General features: G+C 31.8%; 18 protein-coding genes. 9 read left to right on the forward strand and 9 right to left on the reverse strand.

Going from position 1 to position 19,188, the window contains the following annotated elements; genetic code table 11:
- Positions 1–24 precede the first annotated feature (24 nt).
- Both HA140_RS05845 and HA140_RS05850 read left to right on the forward strand, forming a co-directional pair.
- Positions 25–1,422 carry an aminotransferase class I/II-fold pyridoxal phosphate-dependent enzyme gene (locus HA140_RS05845; protein WP_209040172.1) on the forward strand — a complete coding sequence of 466 codons (1,398 nt, stop codon included), beginning with the start codon at positions 25–27 and terminating at the stop codon, positions 1,420–1,422.
- Between the two features lie 9 nt (positions 1,423–1,431).
- Positions 1,432–2,289, forward strand: a complete 858-nt coding sequence (locus HA140_RS05850) for a phosphatidate cytidylyltransferase (protein WP_209040173.1) — start codon at positions 1,432–1,434, stop codon at positions 2,287–2,289.
- Between the two features lie 12 nt (positions 2,290–2,301).
- Here HA140_RS05850 and HA140_RS05855 read toward each other — a convergent pair whose 3' ends face one another.
- The 4 genes from HA140_RS05855 to rimI form a co-directional block, all read right to left on the reverse strand.
- Positions 2,302–3,201, reverse strand: a complete 900-nt coding sequence (locus tag HA140_RS05855; protein ID WP_209040174.1) for an alpha/beta fold hydrolase — start codon at positions 3,199–3,201, stop codon at positions 2,302–2,304.
- A gap of 7 nt (positions 3,202–3,208) precedes the next feature.
- Positions 3,209–4,300, reverse strand: a complete 1,092-nt coding sequence (locus HA140_RS05860) for an iron-containing alcohol dehydrogenase (protein ID WP_209040175.1) — start codon at positions 4,298–4,300, stop codon at positions 3,209–3,211.
- A gap of 14 nt (positions 4,301–4,314) precedes the next feature.
- A complete protein-coding gene (locus HA140_RS05865; RefSeq protein ID WP_209040176.1) occupies positions 4,315–6,843 on the reverse strand; it encodes an ATP-dependent Clp protease ATP-binding subunit in 2,529 nt (842 codons plus the stop codon).
- Positions 6,844–7,021: 178 nt separating this feature from the next.
- Positions 7,022–7,462, reverse strand: coding sequence for a ribosomal protein S18-alanine N-acetyltransferase (rimI, locus tag HA140_RS05870; protein WP_209040177.1), 441 nt, complete (start codon positions 7,460–7,462; stop codon positions 7,022–7,024).
- 89 nt (positions 7,463–7,551) lie between these two features.
- Between rimI and lysA the strand changes: the two genes are divergently transcribed.
- Genes lysA through HA140_RS05900 form a run of 6 tightly spaced genes read left to right on the forward strand, consistent with a single transcriptional unit; the run spans position 7,552 to position 13,123 of the window.
- Positions 7,552–8,925: a diaminopimelate decarboxylase gene (lysA, locus tag HA140_RS05875; RefSeq protein WP_209040178.1), complete on the forward strand. Its 1,374-nt coding sequence runs from the start codon at positions 7,552–7,554 to the stop codon at positions 8,923–8,925.
- Positions 8,926–8,953: 28 nt separating this feature from the next.
- On the forward strand, positions 8,954–9,862 hold the full coding sequence (gene cdaA, locus HA140_RS05880) for a diadenylate cyclase CdaA (RefSeq protein ID WP_209040179.1): 909 nt from the start codon (positions 8,954–8,956) through the stop codon (positions 9,860–9,862).
- A gap of 3 nt (positions 9,863–9,865) precedes the next feature.
- A complete protein-coding gene (locus HA140_RS05885) occupies positions 9,866–10,669 on the forward strand; it encodes an isoprenyl transferase (protein WP_209040180.1) in 804 nt (267 codons plus the stop codon).
- Positions 10,670–10,674: 5 nt separating this feature from the next.
- Positions 10,675–11,682 carry a biotin synthase BioB gene (bioB, locus tag HA140_RS05890; RefSeq protein WP_209040181.1) on the forward strand — a complete coding sequence of 336 codons (1,008 nt, stop codon included), beginning with the start codon at positions 10,675–10,677 and terminating at the stop codon, positions 11,680–11,682.
- On the forward strand, positions 11,679–12,611 hold the full coding sequence (locus tag HA140_RS05895) for a rhodanese-related sulfurtransferase (protein ID WP_209040182.1): 933 nt from the start codon (positions 11,679–11,681) through the stop codon (positions 12,609–12,611). The genes bioB and HA140_RS05895 overlap by 4 nt, the downstream gene beginning before the upstream one ends.
- An 11-nt stretch (positions 12,612–12,622) precedes the next feature.
- Positions 12,623–13,123 carry a hypothetical protein gene (locus HA140_RS05900; RefSeq protein ID WP_209040183.1) on the forward strand — a complete coding sequence of 167 codons (501 nt, stop codon included), beginning with the start codon at positions 12,623–12,625 and terminating at the stop codon, positions 13,121–13,123.
- Here the strand turns inward: HA140_RS05900 and lipA are convergent.
- Positions 13,120–14,019 carry a lipoyl synthase gene (gene lipA / locus HA140_RS05905; RefSeq protein ID WP_209040184.1) on the reverse strand — a complete coding sequence of 300 codons (900 nt, stop codon included), beginning with the start codon at positions 14,017–14,019 and terminating at the stop codon, positions 13,120–13,122. The two genes, HA140_RS05900 and lipA, sit on opposite strands and share 4 nt — an antisense overlap.
- Positions 14,020–14,021: 2 nt before the next feature.
- Positions 14,022–14,621 carry a recombination mediator RecR gene (gene recR / locus HA140_RS05910; RefSeq protein ID WP_209040185.1) on the reverse strand — a complete coding sequence of 200 codons (600 nt, stop codon included), beginning with the start codon at positions 14,619–14,621 and terminating at the stop codon, positions 14,022–14,024.
- Positions 14,622–14,724: 103 nt separating this feature from the next.
- On the opposite strand from recR, the gene psbP reads away from it, so the two are divergent.
- A complete protein-coding gene (gene psbP, locus HA140_RS05915) occupies positions 14,725–15,282 on the forward strand; it encodes a photosystem II reaction center PsbP (protein WP_209040186.1) in 558 nt (185 codons plus the stop codon).
- 16 nt (positions 15,283–15,298) lie between these two features.
- On the opposite strand, the gene HA140_RS05920 is transcribed toward psbP, so the two are convergent.
- Genes HA140_RS05920 through HA140_RS05930 form a run of 3 tightly spaced genes read right to left on the reverse strand, consistent with a single transcriptional unit; the run spans position 15,299 to position 19,174 of the window.
- Positions 15,299–17,071, reverse strand: a complete 1,773-nt coding sequence (locus HA140_RS05920) for an ABC transporter ATP-binding protein (RefSeq protein ID WP_209040187.1) — start codon at positions 17,069–17,071, stop codon at positions 15,299–15,301.
- 24 nt (positions 17,072–17,095) lie between these two features.
- The gene (locus HA140_RS05925) at positions 17,096–17,335 is read right to left on the reverse strand and encodes a hypothetical protein (protein ID WP_245156206.1); all 240 of its coding nucleotides are present in this window, start codon (positions 17,333–17,335) and stop codon (positions 17,096–17,098) included.
- Positions 17,336–17,386: 51 nt separating this feature from the next.
- Complete coding sequence (locus tag HA140_RS05930; RefSeq protein WP_209040189.1) at positions 17,387–19,174, reverse strand: DEAD/DEAH box helicase; 1,788 nt, start codon at positions 19,172–19,174, stop codon at positions 17,387–17,389.
- Positions 19,175–19,188 lie beyond the last annotated feature (14 nt).

Consider the following 19,188-nt stretch of genomic DNA (forward strand, 5'->3'; position numbering starts at 1 on the left):
TTCTATATGTGTCAATAATACTTTATGAGCATTTCATCTTTTCTAACTAAAAAGTTTTTAAAGTCACTTTTCTTCCCTGCTCATAACAGAGGGGCAGCTTTACCCAAGAAATTAGTAGAATTATTAAAAAAACAACCTGGCTACTGGGACTTACCGGAACTACCAGAGATAGGCTCACCTTTATCCCAAAGCGGAGTAATTGCTAAAACCCAAAAAGAATTCTCTAAGAAATTTGGGGCGAAAGGATGCTTTTTTGGAGTTAATGGAGCCTCTGGATTAATACAATCGGCAGTAATTGCAATGGCAAAACCTGGCGAAGCTATACTGATGCCACGAAATGTTCATATAAGTGTTATCAAAATTTGTGCGATGCTGAATATACATCCAATATTTTTTAATCTAGATTGTTCCTCAGAAACTGGTCATTACAAACCAATAACAAAAGTATGGTTAGAAAATGTATTTAAAAAAATAAATTTTAACGAAAAAAAAATTGCGGGGGTAATTCTTATAAATCCCTCTTATCAAGGTTATTCAGGAGATTTAAAGCCTTTAATAGATCTTTGTCATCAAAAAAATTTACCTGTTTTAGTTGATGAAGCTCATGGTTCTTATTTCCTTTTTTGTGAAAACCTTAACCTACCAAAATCAGCCTTAGTATCAAACGCTGACTTAGTCGTTCACTCATTACATAAGTCGCTTAATGGTTTGACTCAAACGGCTGCACTTTGGTACAAAGGGAATCTAGTAAATGAGAATAATTTAATCAATAGTATTAACTTATTGCAAACTACTAGTCCAAGTTCCCTTTTACTTTCTTCGTGTGAAGAGTCTATTAAAGACTGGCTAAATAAAAAAAGTTTATCAAAATATCAAAAAAGAATTTTAGAGGCAAAAAGTATCTACAAAAAATTAATCCAGAAGAATATACCTCTCATAGAGACCCAAGACCCCTTAAAAATAATATTAAACACCTCTAAGGTTGGAATTGATGGTTTTACCGCTGATAAATTTTTTTATAAAAATGGCCTTATTGCTGAATTACCAGAAATGATGACTCTAACTTTTTGCTTAGGATTATCGAACCAGAAAGATTTTCCTAATTTATTAGAAAAGTTATGGAATAAATTACTATTAAATTCTAAAAAATTAAAAAATTTAGAAGTACTCCAATCACCTTTTAAACTAGTTGAAACACCCGAAATTGAAATTGGAATTGCTTGGAGAAGTGAGACTCAGAGTATCCCTTTCTCTCAATCTTTAAATAAAATCTCAGGAGATATTATTTGCCCTTATCCTCCTGGAATACCTTTACTAGTTCCCGGAGAAAAAATTGACATAGATAGGTTTAAATGGATAAATTATCAGAGTTTGTGCAACAAAGATCTGATAAATTTTAATATAAGAGTCATGCAACCATAAAAATTCGATATGAGAGTTATAAGCGGATTACTTATAGGCATATTTGGTTTAATTGTTGTTTTGTTGGGTGGATGGTTTTTTACATTTGCCACAGCGCTGCTTACTTATTTAGCGTTATTGGAATTTTTTAGAATGGCAGAATCTAAAGGAATAAAGCCAGCTACAAAAACCACATTATTTTCATCTTTCGTTATCATAATTTCTACTTATCTTGAGACTATAGGTTTAATGGAAGGAGAAATATCAAATTCAATTTTGCCAATCTGTTCAGTTGGAATATGCACCTGGTTATTATTACAACCAAAACCTGGAACAATTTCAGATATTGCAGCTTCTATTTTTGGATTATTCTATTTGGGTTTTTTACCTAGTTACTGGATTAAGTTAAGGGGATTAGAGTCAGTAATAATAAGTTCCAATCAAGGTTTGATTTCGTTTGAAAACTTATCAAATACTGAAGGTCTTCATTTAACTTTAACTTCTTGTTTTTTAATTGTTGCTAGTGATATTGGTTCTTATTTTATTGGAAAGTCATTTGGTAAGAAATCTCTTTCTCCAATATCTCCTAGCAAAACTATAGAAGGGTTAATTGGAGGAATATCATGTTCAATTTTATTAGCAATATTTTTTGCATTTTCACTGAATTGGGAAAATCCGTTATTTGTTGGAATTTTATATGGAATTTTGATCTCTCTCATGGCATTAGTTGGAGATTTAATTGAATCAATGATGAAGAGAGATGCAAAAATAAAAGATTCTGGAACTTTTTTACCTGGACATGGTGGAATTCTTGACAGAATTGACAGCTACATTTTCACTCCATCTGTTTTGTATTACATTTTTATAATTCTCAAGTATCTAAATTAAATATGAAATTTTTTACTCCAAAAAAAAATCTTCGATAATTTTACTAGATAATGATGGTAAATCTATATGGGGAAGATGACCACAATTTCGCAAGCCTACAAAATTTAATTTATCAATTTTTCTTATATTTTTAATCTCTTTTTTTCCTAAAATACGATCATTTTCTCCACATACTACTTTAATTGGGATATTTTGAATATATTTATGTGTCCCAGCAAACCCTCCACTTTTTGCAAATGACGCAAGTGAATTCCTCCATCCTTGGCAACCTAAATGAATTGAAGCAATTTGCTCTTCCATTTCACCAACACATTCATCTGGAAAAGCAAATGCTTGCCTGCAAAGACTTTTTCTAACTTGCGGCAATCCAAGAAATGAGGCTCCTATTTGGTTAAGAGGAAAAGGGATGCTCTTAGGTTCGCCGAACAATCCGGCGGGAGATAAAAGAATAATTTTATCAATAGAATCAGAGATTTTAAAAGCAAGTTCTAAAGCTGCCGAACCTCCCATAGAGGCACCAATAATTTTAAGATTCTTTGTTATTTGCAAGGTTTTAAGGAGATCAATTAAATATGAAATTATTTTCGAGGGATTGTATTCATTTGTCACGCATCTAGGACTAAATCCAAACCCTAACAAATCAGGAGCTATAACTAGGAAATTTTTTTTTAATGATTGATATATTCTTCTGAACTCTAAAAAACTACTGTCAAAGCCATGTAGAAGAAGTACAGGTTGACCTTTTCCTCCCATAACTACAGGGAATTTCAAGGAGTTCCAGTTCTCATTGAGTTTGATCCATTTAACATCATTTGCCAAATAAAGACCCAGTGGATCTAGTAGAGATGATCTGGAGCTCTCAAAAAATTCAATATTTAAATCACTAAATTGTTCGAAATGGGATTTAGTCAAAAAACAATCATATTTTAATTTTTTGTTGTTCAAAATTTGAAATAACTTCAATTATATCTCGTTTACTAATTTCAAATGGCAAAAAGTGAATTTCAGATTTATCTCTACAAGTAAAATCAGCAATTTTTTCTAAATTTTGATTATCAAAAACATTAATTCCTAATTCTGAAATGGTAGTTGGCAAATTTAATTGTTTCATAAGTACTAATAATTGTTTAATAGATTGATCAGCCAATTTATTATTATTTTTCATTTCTTCAAGTCTTAATTGCAATAGCAATCCAACTCCAACAATCTCACCATGCAAAAATTTATTTGGGGTAATTATCTGAGTAATTGCATTATGAATAGCATGCGCTGCAGCTGTCCTACACTTTTCTCCACCGATTCCTCCTACTAATCCTGCTGTAAGTCCACATGCTTCTATAGTATTTCGCCATGAAGAATTATTTTTAACTTTATCCTTAAAAGCTTTTCCTCCATCAATTAGTAATTGATCTCTTAAAACTCTTGATATCTGAATAGCTTGTTGAACAAGACCATCATCTACAGTTGAACTTGTTAATGAGGATTCATACCATTTCGCCAAAGCATCCGCTATTCCACTTGCAAGTGTTCTTGATGGAGCTGTTTGAATAAATTGATGATCAAATACTAGGACTTTTGGACAAGCTCTTAATGCAACATCCTTTATGAATTGACCTTTTTTTGTATAAATATTTGACAAAGCAGTCCAACCCGCGCATGTAGACGCACTGAGGGGTACTGTAATACATGGGATATTAAGGATTTCTGCTATATATTTACCTGAATCGAGAACTTTACCTCCTCCTGCTGCAATAACAGCATCATTATTATTATTTAAGATGATGTTTTTAACTCTTAAAATGTCTTCATAACAGCAATCAAATTGTAGATTAGCCGAATTTACATTAAGGTCTTGATTTTTTAAATCTCTAAAAATTTTATTTTTAATGTCATTCGTGGAAACGTTTCTACCTAAAATTAATGGACTTTTACTCAAATTAACAATTTGAGGTAAAGATTTTTCCCAGGCGTCATTTCCCCTAAATATAATTTCTGGAGAGATTGACTGCATTTAGAACTTAATTACTAGAAGTTAGCACCTGCTAACTCCTGTTGAGATTCTTCAGAAGTAATATTGATTGTTACTTTTTTGTTTTCATCTATATCAACTAGGGCCTTATCTCCATCTTTTATTCTTCCAGAGAGGACTTCTTCAGCCAGACTATCCTCCAATAAACGCATAACAGCTCTTCTTAATGGTCTAGCTCCATAAGAGGGATTATAACCTTCTTCAACTAGCCTTTCCTTGAAGGCTTCAGTTACGCTTAATTTAATGCCTTTGTCTTGCAATCTGGCAAAAACTTCTTGTAACATTATTTCAGCAATTTCTTTAACTTCATTTTTAGATAATTGTCTGAATACGATTATTTCATCAAGTCTATTTAGAAATTCAGGTCTGAAATATTGTTTGAGTTCTTCATTAACTAATGATTTAATCCTGTTGTATTGGCTATCTTCAACAGAATCGCCTGAAAACTCAAATCCCAATCCCCCTCCACCTTTCTCAATTACCTTTGATCCAATATTTGAAGTCATTATTAGCAAAGTATTTTTAAAGTCTACGGTTCTACCTTTGGAATCTGTTAATCTTCCGTCCTCAAGTAGTTGCAATAATAAATTAAAAACGTCTGGATGAGCTTTTTCTACTTCATCAAACAAAACAACAGTATAAGGTCTTCTTCTAACCGCTTCCGTCAGTTGCCCACCTTCATTAAATCCAACATACCCGGGAGGGGAACCTATAAGTTTACTAACCGTATGTCTTTCCATAAATTCTGACATATCTAATCTAATCATTGCTTCTTCACTACCAAAGAAATATGAAGCTAATGATTTAGTCAGTTCAGTTTTTCCTACACCAGTGGGACCTGAAAAGATAAAACTTGCTATGGGCCTATTAGGATTTTTCAAACCAACTCTTGCTCTTCTGATAGCTCTAGATACAGCTTTTACAGCTTCATCTTGTCCAATTAGCCTTTGATGAAGTGTTTCCTCCATATTGAGGAGCTTGACTGATTCGGTTTCGGTTAATTTTTGAACAGGTACACCAGTCCAAGATGCAACGATATGAGCTACGTCTTCCTCACTAACCATGGGGTTTGGTAAAAGTTTTGAATCATTTTTTTCTGAGTTTGTATCAATACTAGATTCATCTTCAGCTTTAGATTCTTTTTTATTTTCAAGTACCTCTTTAATTTTTGCAGACAATTCCATCTCCTTTTCTCTAAGTTGTCCAGCTTGATCAAAGTTTTGATCCCTTACAGATTCTTCTTTTTGTTTTTGAATTTGTCTTAGTTCTTTATCTATTTGTTTAGCTTCGGGAGGGAGCTTAGAGTTTAGTAAACGAACTCTACTTCCTGCCTCATCGATAAGGTCTATAGCCTTATCGGGCAAAAACCTATCAGATATATATCGATCACCCAAGTGAGCTGCTGCTTCTAAAGCATCATCAGTAATTTTGAGGCGATGATGTTGTTCGTAACGTTCTCGAAGACCTTTTAAGATTTCTATTGTATCTTCAATAGATGGTTCCCCAACCATTACAGGTTGGAATCTTCTCTCTAAAGCTGCATCTCTCTCAATATGTTTTCTATATTCATCAAGAGTTGTAGCTCCAATACATTGGAGTTCACCTCTAGCCAAAGCTGGCTTCAATATATTTGCTGCGTCTATAGCTCCTTCAGCAGCTCCAGCACCAATTAAAGTATGCACTTCATCTATGACCAAAATTACATTTCCTGCAGATTTTATTTCTTCCATTATCTTTTTCAATCTTTCTTCAAATTCTCCTCTATATTTTGTTCCAGCAACCAAAAGACCAATATCAAGAGTTAGAACTCTTTTATCTTCTAATATGTCAGGAATATCTCCAAGTTGAATTCTTTGAGCCAGACCCTCTGCAATAGCTGTTTTACCAACTCCGGGTTCTCCGATAAGCACAGGATTATTTTTTGTCCTCCTTCCTAATATTTGGACTACACGATCAATTTCTGAATAACGACCTACTACTGGATCTAGTTTTGATTCACTAGCTAGCTTTGTGAGATTTGTTCCAAATTCATCCAGAGTAGCAGTTTTTAAATTACTCTTATTCGAATTTGCCCCACTCCCGACTTCCGCTGTTTCGCCTAGCATCCTTATTACTTGAGTTCTTACTTTAGTAAGATCAACATTAAGATTCTCTAGAACCCTTGCTGCTACACCCTCACCTTCCCTAATTAAACCAAGTAAAAGATGTTCAGTCCCTATATAATTATGACCCAATTGACGAGCTTCTTCCAATGATAATTCTAAAACCCTTTTTGCTCTTGGGGTAAAAGGTATTTCAACAGCTACAAATCCTGAACCCCTACCAATTATCTTTTCTACTTCTATTCTAGAGTCTTTTAAATTAACTCCAAGTGATTTAAGCACTTTAGCTGCGACTCCAGTACCTTCTCCAATTAAACCTAATAAAATTTGCTCTGTTCCAACAAAATTATGACCAAGTCTTCTTGCTTCCTCTTGGGCAAGCATGATGACTTTTATAGCCTTTTCTGTAAATCTTTCAAACATTAGAAGATTAAACCCTATTAATAACCTACCAGTAATATGTCGTTTTTGTGTTCAGAATGAGCTTTTATGAATACCTAAAAGTATATTTTATTTTATTAAATTTAACTTTTTTAGTGATATAGCAATAAATTATAGTGATTTCAATGATTCTGGTTATCCGAACAATTAATTTTTTTAATTATTTAGTTGTTAATTTTTTTTCTTTTATGAGCGCATCTGAACCATCCATATAATAGTTTCTCCTTATTCCCACAGTAGAAAAATCAAACCGACTATAAAATTTCTCAGCTATGGCATTAGTCTGGGAGACTTCTAAAAATAATTTATTTATATTTGAATCTTCACATTGTTTTATCAAATATCTCATAAGGTGGGATCCATAACCTTTTTTCCTGTATTTCTGATTTACGGCAAAAAAATTTATTTGCGCTTCATCAAGAACCACATGAAAAACGCATATTCCTACTAATGTTTTCAAAAAAAATACCCCAAAGACTCTAATGCCTTCTTTCTTAAATTCTTGGGCCCATTGCTTTTTGCTCCACAAAGAAATCGTATTTGAATCTAATTCATAACATAAATCAATATCTTTCTCATTAATCTTTTTAATCGATATCATTTAAGAATAAATAAACACTCTAAAAATACAAAATTATAGTCATTATAGAATTAAGACAATTTTAGAATAACTCTATTTGAAATTCTCCCATGCAAGAAAAAAAATCATTTTTAAAACAGAAGATTGACCTCAAAAGTCCGAATAAAAATATCGTACCCATTACAACATCCGTTGGAAGTGATGGAAAGTTATCAGTTGGGGGGTGTTCAATTGAAGAATTAGTAAAAAAATATGATTCTCCTCTTTATATTTTGGATGAAATAACTTTAAGAAACTCTTGCAGAGCGTACAAAAAAGCATTAGAAAAATATTACCCTGGGAAATCTCTTCCGATATATGCTTCCAAGGCGAATAGTTCTATTTTCATGAGTAACCTCGTTTCCTCAGAGGGTTTAGGACTTGACGCAGTTTCAGAAGGAGAACTATTAACTGCCCTTAAAGGTGGTGTCCCTAATGAAAAAATTGTTTTTCATGGTAACAATAAATCAGATAAAGAAATAGAGTTTGCAGTTAAAAATAACATTAAAGTAATTGTAGATAATGACTATGACTTAGAAAGATTAGAGGAAATCTCAAATTCATTTAATCTTGATTTAGAAATAATGATTCGCTTTACTCCTGGTATAGAATGCCATACACATGAATATATAAGAACGGGATCATTCGACAGCAAATTTGGTTTCGGAATTGAATATTTAAATGTCTTATTTGAAAGAATCAGCAATACAAAACATCTAAAATTAAAAGGATTACATGCTCATATTGGTTCCCAGATTTTTGAACTAGAGCCACATAAGGATCTTGGAGAAATAATGGTCAATGTTATTTTAGAAGCTAAAAAATTTGGCCATGATATTCAAAAATTAAATGTAGGTGGAGGTTTAGGAATTAAATATACAGAAAATGATGATCCTCCTTCGATTGATGAATGGGTAAAAACAATTTCCACATCTGTTGTTAAAGCTTGTAAGAAAAATAATTTAGATTTACCTACACTGATGTGTGAGCCTGGAAGATCTATCGTTTCTACGGCAGGAATAACAATTTACAAAATTGGGGCGTTTAAAGAAATTCCAGGGATCAGAACATATTTGTCTGTTGATGGTGGGATGAGTGATAATCCAAGACCAATAACATATCAATCAAATTATTCTGCATGCTTGGTTAGTAACCCCTTTAATATTAATTCGAAAAACAAATATACTATCGCTGGCAAGCACTGCGAATCAGGAGATGTATTGTTTAAGGAGATAGAACTAGCAAATTGCAAAACAGGAGATCTTATATGTGTTTTTGGTACTGGTGCATATAATAATTCAATGAGTTCTAACTACAACAGAATCCCAAGACCAGCAGCTCTTTTAGTTTGTGATGGAGAGGCAGAGATTATTCAAAAAAGAGAAAGTCCATTTGATCTTTTAAAATATGATGTTTTACCTGATCGCTTTATCAAACAAAATTAGGTACATTTAAATTAATTTTGTTTTTAGTGTGAATTTCTGGGGGATTATAAATTTAAAACTTCTATTAGATGTCTTATTTGCTGTTGGTTTCGGACTTTTATTATTTTCAAGAGTAAAAGAACAACGTACATTATGGCTCCTAAGAGGATATTTGTTTTTAGTCTCATCCGCATGGTTTATTCAAAGATTTGCATACCTTCCTCTAACATCAAAATTAATTGATGCCGTAGTCCTCGCTTGCTCTCTCTCATTAGCAATTCTTTGGCAAGGAGAGTTAAGAAGATTAATGGAATTATTAGGTACTGGGAGACTTGCTGTATTACTAGGAAATCCACCGAAGGAGTTTAGAGCAACATCAACTACTATTACTCAGTTAGTTGATACCGCAGGTAAACTCTCTCAGAATAGAAGAGGCGCTTTAATCGTTGTAGATTTGGGGAGTGATTTAAGGCCTGAAGATTTTTTATATTCAGGTACTAACATTGAGGCACAATTATCAACTGACCTTTTAATAAATCTGTTTGCAACAGATACCCCTTTGCATGATGGGGCAGTACTTGTTAAAGGGAACAAAATAATATCTGCTGGGGTAATACTTCCTTTGTCAAGGCAAGGAATTAGTAGATACGGCACAAGACATTTAGCTGCACTAGGGATTACAGAAAGATTTGACAGGTGTATTTGCATTGTTGTTTCTGAAGAAACAGGTACGTTATCATTAGCAAACCAAGGTAAACTTGAAAGACCTATCACTAGTAGTAGGTTACAAGAACTTCTTGTAAATTTAATTGGAAATCAAAACTCAATGGTGACAAGTAAACCATCTATAGGTAAAAATGCCTTATCCAAAAAGACAACCCAAAATGATAATATTATCAGTGATATTAATGGGAAAGAGACTGAAAAATCAGAAATCTTCATTAACAAAAAGGACTAACTAATGAGTTTAGGAAAAATAATCGATACAAAAAATAATGATTTATTCAAAAGAATAGATAAGCAGAAAGTTCCAGAACATGTTGCAATAATTATGGATGGGAATGGGAGATGGGCTACAAAAAAAGGTTTGCCTCGTACATATGGGCATAAGAGAGGAGTGGATGTTTTGAAAAAAATTCTCAAAGCATCAAAAAAATTAGGTTGCAAAGTACTTACTGTTTATGCTTTTTCAACGGAGAATTGGACAAGACCAACAAAAGAAGTTGACTTCCTTATAAATCTCTTTAACGAAGTTTTGAAAAACGAAATTAAAGAGATACATGAAGAATCAACAAAAATTAAATTCATTGGGGATTTAACTCCTTTCCCAGAAACTTTAAAAAAAATAATCTCTAGTTCAGAATCTCTAACTAAAGATAACAATGCATTTTTATTAAATGTTTGCGTCAATTACGGAGGCAGGCAAGAAATAGTGAAAGTTGCAAAAGAACTAGCATTAAAATGTTCTTCTGGTGAAATAAAACTTAGTGAAGTTAATGAAGAATTATTTAATTCAGAGCTATTAACTCGAGGCATTAAAGATCCAGAATTACTAATAAGAACTAGTGGAGAAAAAAGGATCAGTAATTTTCTTTTATGGCAATTAGCTTATTCAGAAATTTACATCTCCGAGGTACTTTGGCCAGACTTCAATGAGTTTGAATTTTTAAAAGCAATAATTGATTACCAATCAAGGGATCGACGTTTCGGCGGTATAAAATCATTACCAAATGAATCTTTTGAAGATTCTCAATATTCTTCTTAACAAAAATGTCTAATTTTAATAATCAGTTATTAAGAGAAATTAGGTTCGATTGGAATAAAGAGGAGATATCGAAAATACTTAATATGCCTCTAATTGATTTAATGTGGGAATCACAAATCGTACACAGGAAATTCAACAAATACAACATTCAATTAGCATCATTGTTCAGCGTCAAAACTGGTGGATGTGAGGAAAATTGCTCGTATTGTAGCCAATCTATTTATAGTGCTAGCGATATAAAAAGTCATCCACAATTTCAAGTTGAAGAGGTTTTAGCAAGAGCTCAAATAGCAAAAAATGAAGGAGCAGATAGGTTTTGTATGGGTTGGGCATGGAGAGAAATTAGAGACGGTAAATCATTTGATGCAATGTTACAGATGGTCAGCGGTGTAAGAGATTTAGGAATGGAAGCATGCGTTACTGCTGGGATGCTTACAGAAGATCAAGCTTCCAGACTCGCTGATGCTGGTTTGACCGCTTATAACCACAATCTTGATACTAGTCCTGAGCATTATAAAAACATTATTACGACTAGAACTTATCAAGACAGACTGGATACTATTAAAAGAGTAAGAAATGCAGGAATAAATGTTTGTTGTGGAGGAATAATAGGTTTGGGTGAAACTAATGGAGATAGAGCATCTCTTTTAGAAGTGCTGTCAAATATGAATCCGCACCCTGAGAGTGTTCCTATAAATTCATTAGTAGCTATTGAGGGTACTGGTTTAGAAAATAATAAAGAAATTGATTCTGTTGAGATGATAAGAATGATAGCTACAGCCAGAATTCTTATGCCAAAAAGTAAAATAAGATTAAGTGCAGGACGAGAAAAGCTCTCAAAAGAAGCTCAAATTTTATGTTTTCAATGTGGTGCAAATTCAATTTTTTACGGAGATGAGTTACTTACAACTTCAAATCCATCTTTTCAATCAGACAGAAAACTTCTTAAAGAAGTTGGAGTAACATTTAATAAAAATTTTGAAACTTGTGAAAAAACATTATCCTCTTTATGAAAGGAAAAAATTATAAAATAGTTTCTCTTTATTCTTTCTTCCCATTTCAAGAAAACTTAATTTTTGATCTCAAAAATAAATTATTAGAAATCGGAAATGAAAACGATCTTTCAGGTTTATTAATTTTTGCAAGTGAGGGTATTAATGGAACTATTTGTGCTGAGAAAGATCTAATTGATAATGTTATCAACTTACTTTACAAATATACAGAAAATAAAAATTTAAATATAAAAGTAAACTTTTCAAAAAAGAAAGTCTTCAAAAAATTAAAAATTAAAATCAAGAAAGAAATAGTTACAATGGGTATTAATGGAATAAACCCTTCACAAGATAATGGGACTTATGTTGACTCAGCTAATTGGAATAAGTTAATAAAAAATCAAAATACAATAGTCATTGATACTAGAAATCATTATGAGGTTTCCATAGGAACATTTCAGAATTCCATAAATCCAAATACGAGAAACTTTAGCGAATTCCCCAAGTGGGTAGATGATCATTTAGAAAGTCATTTAGAAAATAAAGAATCTTCAAATATAGCAATGTTTTGTACAGGAGGTATCAGATGTGAAAAAGCTACAAGTTTGCTGAAAAAGAAAGGTTATAAAAATATTTATCATCTACAAGGTGGAATCCTTCAATACCTTGATGATATACCAGAAGAAGAAAACTTATTTGAGGGTGAATGTTATGTTTTTGATAAAAGAGTTGCTTTAGATCAAGAATTAGAAAAAGGCTCCTACTCGATTTGTCATGCATGTGGAATGCCAGTTTCAATTCAAGATCAAAAAAGAAAAGAATATAGAAAGGGTATTCAATGTCATTTCTGCATAGATCAATTCAGTGATGATGATAGGAAAAGGTTTGAAGAAAGACAAAAACAGATCGATAGATTAAAAGTGGAAAATCATAAAATCTGTAAAGATTAATTTTCAGAATCATGAAAGTTGAAGAATTAGAAAAATTAGCAAGCACTATTGGATTAGTAATTAAAATTCAAGTAAGAGAAACTCTTGGTTTATGCTTTTTTAGAATCGTTATAGCGGAACAGAAAGATAACATTATTAAGATTTGGGCCGAAATGAAAGGTTGGACTTATTTAAATAACCAAGGTATTCAGCTTGATACATTAAGAATCCTTAGTAAGGCACCCGCTTTTGTTTCGGAATTAATATGGGCAACAACTATGTCTTGGGCAATTGAAAAAAAATCAAGCAAAAAAGCAAGACTTTTAGCTATTTTTGATAGTGAAGGATATAGTAAAAAACTTGTAAGATATTTCAAGTTAATAGGCTTCAAAATTGTGAAAGAAGTTGGTTCTAGCCCGGCAGATCTTTTACTAAGATTGATCTGGGGAGGTGCGGGAACACTTATGAACGGGGAATGTATTTCCATATTGAAAAAACTTGAAAAGAAACTATCTTTAATTAAAGAAAGTTAACCCGCATGATAACTACTTCTAACTAAGGGGCCAGAAGATACTTTCTTGAATCCTAATTCCTTAGAGAAGCGATCTAAATATTCAAACTCTGATGGATCCCAATATTTCTTAACTGCCAAATGATTGAATGAGGGCCTTAAATATTGGCCAATTGTGATTTGATCACAATCTATTTTTTTAAGATCATAAATTGTCATTTTTATTTCATCCAATGTTTCCCCAAGACCTAACATAATTCCTGATTTAGTTTGAATATGAGGAGCAATATCTTTTGACTTTTTTAGTAAACTAAGCGATTTTTTGTAATTTGCACCTCTCCTAACTTCTTTTTGCAGTCTTTCAACAGTTTCTAGATTGTGATTAAAACATATTGGTTCTTTTTCTAAAATCATCTTCAATCTCTCTGTCTGAAGGTTATTAGTTTCAACAAAATTTTTGCCCCCACCCCATAAATCAGGAGTTAAAACCTCTATTTTAATTTTTGAATCAATTTTTCTAATCTCATCAATTGTAGATATAAATAAATTTGCACCATGATCAGGGAGATCATCTCTAGCTACAGATGTCAAAACAACATATTTCAAATTTAATACTTTTACTGCCTCAGCGACTTGAATACATTCATCCTTATTTATTGAACTAGGCCTTCCTTTGTTTACCTGACAGAAAGCACAAGAACGTGAACATATCGATCCACCCAGTAAGAAAGTGGCTGTTCCTGAGGCATAACATTCTGCTCTATTTGGACATCTTGCTTCTTCACAAATGGTATGAATATTTGATTTTTTGATAAGTGTTTGTATTTTTTCAAACTCTGAAGCTTTACTAATAGGAAATTTTATCCAAGAAGGGAGTCTTAAAAATTTTTCTTTCTTAGTTAGATTATTCTGTCCCATTTCTAATTTAGTTTTGTTCTCCCTTCTAAGGCCCTAGCAAGTGTAACTTCATCCACATATTCAAGTTCACTGCCCATTGGCAGACCGTAAGCAATCCTCGTAACTTTAGTAAAAGGGGCCAGCAATTTTCCAATGTAAAGACTTGTTGTGTCTCCTTCAACACTTGGAGTTAATGCCAATATGATTTCATCTATTTCAGACTTACTAACTCGTTCTACTAAACTCCTAATTTCCAAGAGTTCAGGACCAACAGAATCCATTGGAGATATTAAACCACCAATAACGTGGTAGACACCTTTAAATTCCCTAGCACGTTCTAAAGCAAGTAGATCTTTAGCTTCTGCTACTACACAGATTAGTTTTTGGTTTCTTTCAGTATTTCGACAAATTTCACATTCATCTTCCGAAGTCAAATTAAAGCATTTTTTACAACGACCAACATTACTACGAGCTTCTAACAAGGCATTTGAGAAGTCTCTTATTGTACTTTCAGGTTGTTTTAAAATAAACAAGGCTAATCTTTGAGCTGTTCTTGGACCAATCCCTGGAAATTTCTCAAAATGACCAATTAATTTTGAAAGTGGTTTGGTATAAGTAATCAAAATCAAACTATTTCTAGAAATAATTTAGACGCAAAATTCTGAATTGCCATAATTGTTTGCTTTTAATGTCTTATTATGTTTTTAGTTAGTAATTTCAAACAAAATGAAAAATATAAAATTTAACCCTTTCAAATATTTATTTTTGATTTTTTTATGTTTTACACTTAGCGCTTGTAGTGGAGGTCTCAATGCAGGATTAGAAGCTTATCAAAGCCCCGATGGAAGATATGCCTTTTTGTATCCAACAGGATGGACTCGAGTAAAAGTCGATGGAGGACCTGAAATTATTTATCATGATTTAATCAATAGTAATGAGACATTAAGTTTAGTAATTTCTGATGTTAATAAAGAAGTTCAATTAGAGCAATTGGGAAGCCCAAGTGAAGTTGGTCAAACATTAATTGATAAAGTCATTGCTCCCGAAGGTTCAGGGAGAGAGGTTGAACTTATTAATACTAATAAGAGAGAGAAATCCAATCATATATTCTATGACTTAGAGTATGTACTCAATTTAAATGAACAGACCAGACACGAACTAGCTACTGTCGTAATTGATAGAGGAACACTTTATACTTTTGCTGTAGGAACAAATGAAGAGAGATGGAATAAAGTTAATGGAATATTTAGTAATGTAATTGAATCATTTAACTTTCTAATATAGTTTTAGAAATTTCATACTAAATGCCTACTTGAACATTCCACAAATCTGCATATATCTTGTTCTGATCTAGTAAACTTTCATGTTTTCCACTTTCTACTATTTTACCTTTATCAATAACAATAATATTGTCCGCATTTTTTATTGTGCTTAACCTATGAGCTATTACTATTGTGGTTCTTTCTTTTGTTATTTTAGATAATGATTTCTGAATCAAAGCCTCTGTTTCATTATCTACTGATGCTGTAGCCTCATCTAATATTAATATCGGAGCATCCTTTAAAACAGCTCTCGCCAAAGCAATTCTTTGACGTTGTCCGCCTGAGAGCCTTTGGCCCCTTTCTCCCACTATAGTTTTATAACCATCTGGTAATTGTTCAATAAATTCATGAGCTTCCGCAATCTTTGAAGCTTGAATGATGTCTCTTAAACTAGGGTTGATAGAGCCGTAAGCAATATTTTCTTGTACACTTCCATGAAATAAATAAGTTTCTTGACCTACTAAAGATATACACTTTCTTAAATCCCTCAAGTTTATTTCTTTAATTGAAATCCCATCCAAGGTTATTGATCCGTTATTACTATCATAAATCCTAAGCAGTAGTTTTATTATTGTACTTTTCCCAGAACCTGTTAAACCAACAATTCCTAATGTTGAGTTATTTTTAATTTCGAAATTTATATTTTTTAAAGTTAAATTTCTTCCAGGATAATTAAAATTTACATTATTAAAAATTATTTCTCCTCTGATATCTTTAGCTTGAATTTTTATTTTTCCATCTTTTATTTTTATAGGGGTATCTATAAGATCAATTACTCTATCTATTGATGCCATAGATCTCTGAAAATCATCTAAAACATGCCCCAATGTAGTCAAAGGCCACAATAGTCTTTGTGTGATAAATACTAAAAAACTATAGGTACCTACATTAAGTGTCTTATTCCAAGTTTGAAAACCTCCAATTAATAGAATTGCTATAAAAGCAAATAATATTGCGAATCTAATAAGAGGAATAAATGCTGAAGATAATTTTATTGCAGCCTTATTACTGCTTTGATAATCGAGACTTTCTTTATTTAATCTATTTAGTTCCCATTTTTCCTTAGTAAAACTTTTTATAGTCAGAATTCCACTTAAATTATTATTAAGTCTTGATGCCAATAGTCCAGCTTTATTTCTAACATCTCTATATTTTGGTGCTAGCTTCCTTTGGAATTTAATTGATCCTAAAAATATAATTGGAATAGGAAAAAAAGCAAATAAAGCAATTTTTGGAGCAACAAAAATCATTGTTCCCCCAATTATTAAGACAGTTATAAATAACTGAATAATCTGATTAGCCCCTTGGTCTAGAAATCTCTCGAGTTGATTTATATCATCATTCAAAATAGATAATAGTCTTCCAGTATTATCATTTTCAAAAAAATCCATATCTAATTCCTGGATATGTGCATAAGCTTTTATTCTTAATTTATGCTGAGATAGCTGAGCCAAATTTCTCCATAAAATCGAATATAAATATTCAAAGGAGGATTCACCAGACCAAACTATTCCTGAAGCAAATGCAAGAAAAATCAATTGCGCCGGTACTTCTTTTATCCCAAAACCAGCAATCCATGAATTCTGTTCCTTCACAACGATATCAACAGCAAGACCAATTATTACTGGTGGAGCTAAATCTAATATTTTATTAATTATGGAACTTAAAAAAGCAAAAAATAGTAACCTTCTTTCTTCAATCAGATTCAAATAAAGTTTAATTATTGGATTTTGCTTGTTCCTAGGTCTCATAAAATAACGATTAAATTTTTTCTATTATGGTTTAAATTTATTTTTAGTTTCTAATTTACATTTTGTTTTTGCATCTTGATGACTAGCAGTTTGCGTAAATTCTTCGTAGTAACATTCACACGTTTCATTAGCAATTTCTTCACTATATAGCATTTCTGCTCGCAACATTTCCTCTTTGACACTCTGAAGACAAAATAATTTTATAATTGAATTTTTTTTTATTTGAGCTAAATAATAACTATTAAAAGAGTTGAATAGGATCATCAGATTCACAAAAATAAAGAATTTACATTTGCTAGCTTTCATTCTCTATGCTTAGTTTCTGACTTTAATTTTTTTTAATTTATTTTTAGTTTCTCTATGGAGATCTCTGGGTAAATCGACCAAACTATAATCATTAAAAATCTGTATCTTACCTATGGATCTACCATTTATATTAGTTGAATTACAGATTGAGGATATAATATTTGCAACTCTAATCCCATCAAATTTTCCAAAGTTAAATTTGTAGGTTTCAAAGGAATCATTTTGATAATTATTTCTTCTATTTGAATTTCTTATCCGATTATTACCATTTCTATTTGATCTATTTCGATCAGTATTATTTTGTTTATGAATCCAAGAATCATCTTCATTAACAAAAAATGCTTTATTACCTATTACTAAGTTAATCGCAGCCATTGCAATATTTGAGTCATCCATAGAATGTTTTTCTTTTAAATTATCTAGTAAATCGATAATCAATGCTTTATTTTCTTCATTTTCTTCTTTAGCTAAAGAACTCTTATTAACGTTCTCTATAAGTTTCTCCATTCTTTTTTCATTTATTATTTTATTACTTGGTATATTAATTTCTTCAATCTTAGTTCTCGTTGAGTTTTCTAAGTTTCTAAGAAAATGTTTTTCTCTTTGATTAACAAATAAAATTGCCTCTCCTGATCTACCTGCCCTACCAGTTCTTCCAATTCTATGAGTATATGTTTCCTTATCAAAAGGAAAATCATAATTAACAACAAGTTTTATCCTCTCAACATCTAATCCTCTAGCTGCTACATCAGTTGCAACAAGGATATCAATAAATCCTTTTTTTAATCTATCTACAGTATTTTCTCTTTGATTTTGAGGTATATCTCCATTGAGTACTGCTACAGTATGACCTGAATTTTCTAAAGCTTCAGCTATTGAAGTAGTAAGTAGTTTTGTCCTCACAAAAATTATTACTCCTTCATTATTAAGTTCCAATATTCTTTTTAAAGCATCTAACTTATGATGCCTTTGTACATATAGAAATTTCTGAGAAATTAATTGAGTTTCTTTTTTGACACTTTTGATCAATATTTCGGCAGGATCATTTAGATATTTTTTTGCTATATTTCTAATCTCAGTAGGCATTGTTGCTGAAAATAATACCATCTGCTTATTTTCCGGAAGTTGATCTATTATCCATTCAATATCTTCAAGAAAACCCATATTTAACATTTCATCTGCCTCATCTAAAACAAGACAATTTATATCTTTGATTTTAAAAGTTCCCTGCCTTATATGATCCATTATTCGGCCAGGGGTTCCAACTACTACATCAACTTTTCTTTTCAATGCGGAAATTTGGTTTCGATAGTCGGTACCTCCATATATTGCAACCGTCTTGAAATTACTAGATTCAGAACTATAACTTTTAAAAGATTCTGCGACTTGAGTTGCCAATTCTCTAGTTGGAGTCATAACTAAAACCTTTGCATTTAATTCTTTGTTATCTGCAAGTTTTTCTATTAATGGTAATGCGAAAGCTGCGGTCTTTCCTGTTCCAGTTTGTGCTTGGCCTAGTAAATCTCTGCCTAACATTAATTCAGGAATTGCAGCTTTTTGTATGGGAGTTGGATTTTTGTATCCTTTATTTCTTAACGAATTTAAGATCGATTGATTAAATCCAAAATCTAGAAATCCATTCTCAATATCATTATCGTTACCTTTCGATAGTTCCAATTGTTGAGAATCAATTTCTTTTTTGTTTTCTAAGTTCTTTAACTCAAGAAGGGGGTTATCTTCATTCTGAAACTTATCCTGCTCGCTACCAAGAGAGCTATTATCTTTTTTTAAAGCCATTTTAAATGCCCAAT

The sequence above is a fragment of the Prochlorococcus marinus CUG1417 genome (assembly GCF_017695975.1).
Taxonomy (GTDB): domain Bacteria; phylum Cyanobacteriota; class Cyanobacteriia; order PCC-6307; family Cyanobiaceae; genus Prochlorococcus_A; species Prochlorococcus_A marinus_AG.

Coding starts and splice junctions, on each gene's coding strand:
- HA140_RS05845 (WP_209040172.1), top strand. CDS start 25: ATGAGCATTTCATCTTTTCTAACTAAAAAGTTTTTAAAGTCACTTTTC.
- HA140_RS05850 (WP_209040173.1), top strand. CDS start 1,432: ATGAGAGTTATAAGCGGATTACTTATAGGCATATTTGGTTTAATTGTT.
- HA140_RS05860 (WP_209040175.1), bottom strand. CDS start 4,300: ATGCAGTCAATCTCTCCAGAAATTATATTTAGGGGAAATGACGCCTGG.
- HA140_RS05865 (WP_209040176.1), bottom strand. CDS start 6,843: ATGTTTGAAAGATTTACAGAAAAGGCTATAAAAGTCATCATGCTTGCC.
- rimI (WP_209040177.1), bottom strand. CDS start 7,462: ATGATATCGATTAAAAAGATTAATGAGAAAGATATTGATTTATGTTAT.
- lysA (WP_209040178.1), top strand. CDS start 7,552: ATGCAAGAAAAAAAATCATTTTTAAAACAGAAGATTGACCTCAAAAGT.
- HA140_RS05885 (WP_209040180.1), top strand. CDS start 9,866: ATGAGTTTAGGAAAAATAATCGATACAAAAAATAATGATTTATTCAAA.
- bioB (WP_209040181.1), top strand. CDS start 10,675: ATGTCTAATTTTAATAATCAGTTATTAAGAGAAATTAGGTTCGATTGG.
- HA140_RS05895 (WP_209040182.1), top strand. CDS start 11,679: ATGAAAGGAAAAAATTATAAAATAGTTTCTCTTTATTCTTTCTTCCCA.
- HA140_RS05900 (WP_209040183.1), top strand. CDS start 12,623: ATGAAAGTTGAAGAATTAGAAAAATTAGCAAGCACTATTGGATTAGTA.
- lipA (WP_209040184.1), bottom strand. CDS start 14,019: ATGGGACAGAATAATCTAACTAAGAAAGAAAAATTTTTAAGACTCCCT.
- psbP (WP_209040186.1), top strand. CDS start 14,725: ATGAAAAATATAAAATTTAACCCTTTCAAATATTTATTTTTGATTTTT.
- HA140_RS05920 (WP_209040187.1), bottom strand. CDS start 17,071: ATGAGACCTAGGAACAAGCAAAATCCAATAATTAAACTTTATTTGAAT.
- HA140_RS05925 (WP_245156206.1), bottom strand. CDS start 17,335: ATGATCCTATTCAACTCTTTTAATAGTTATTATTTAGCTCAAATAAAA.
- HA140_RS05930 (WP_209040189.1), bottom strand. CDS start 19,174: ATGGCTTTAAAAAAAGATAATAGCTCTCTTGGTAGCGAGCAGGATAAG.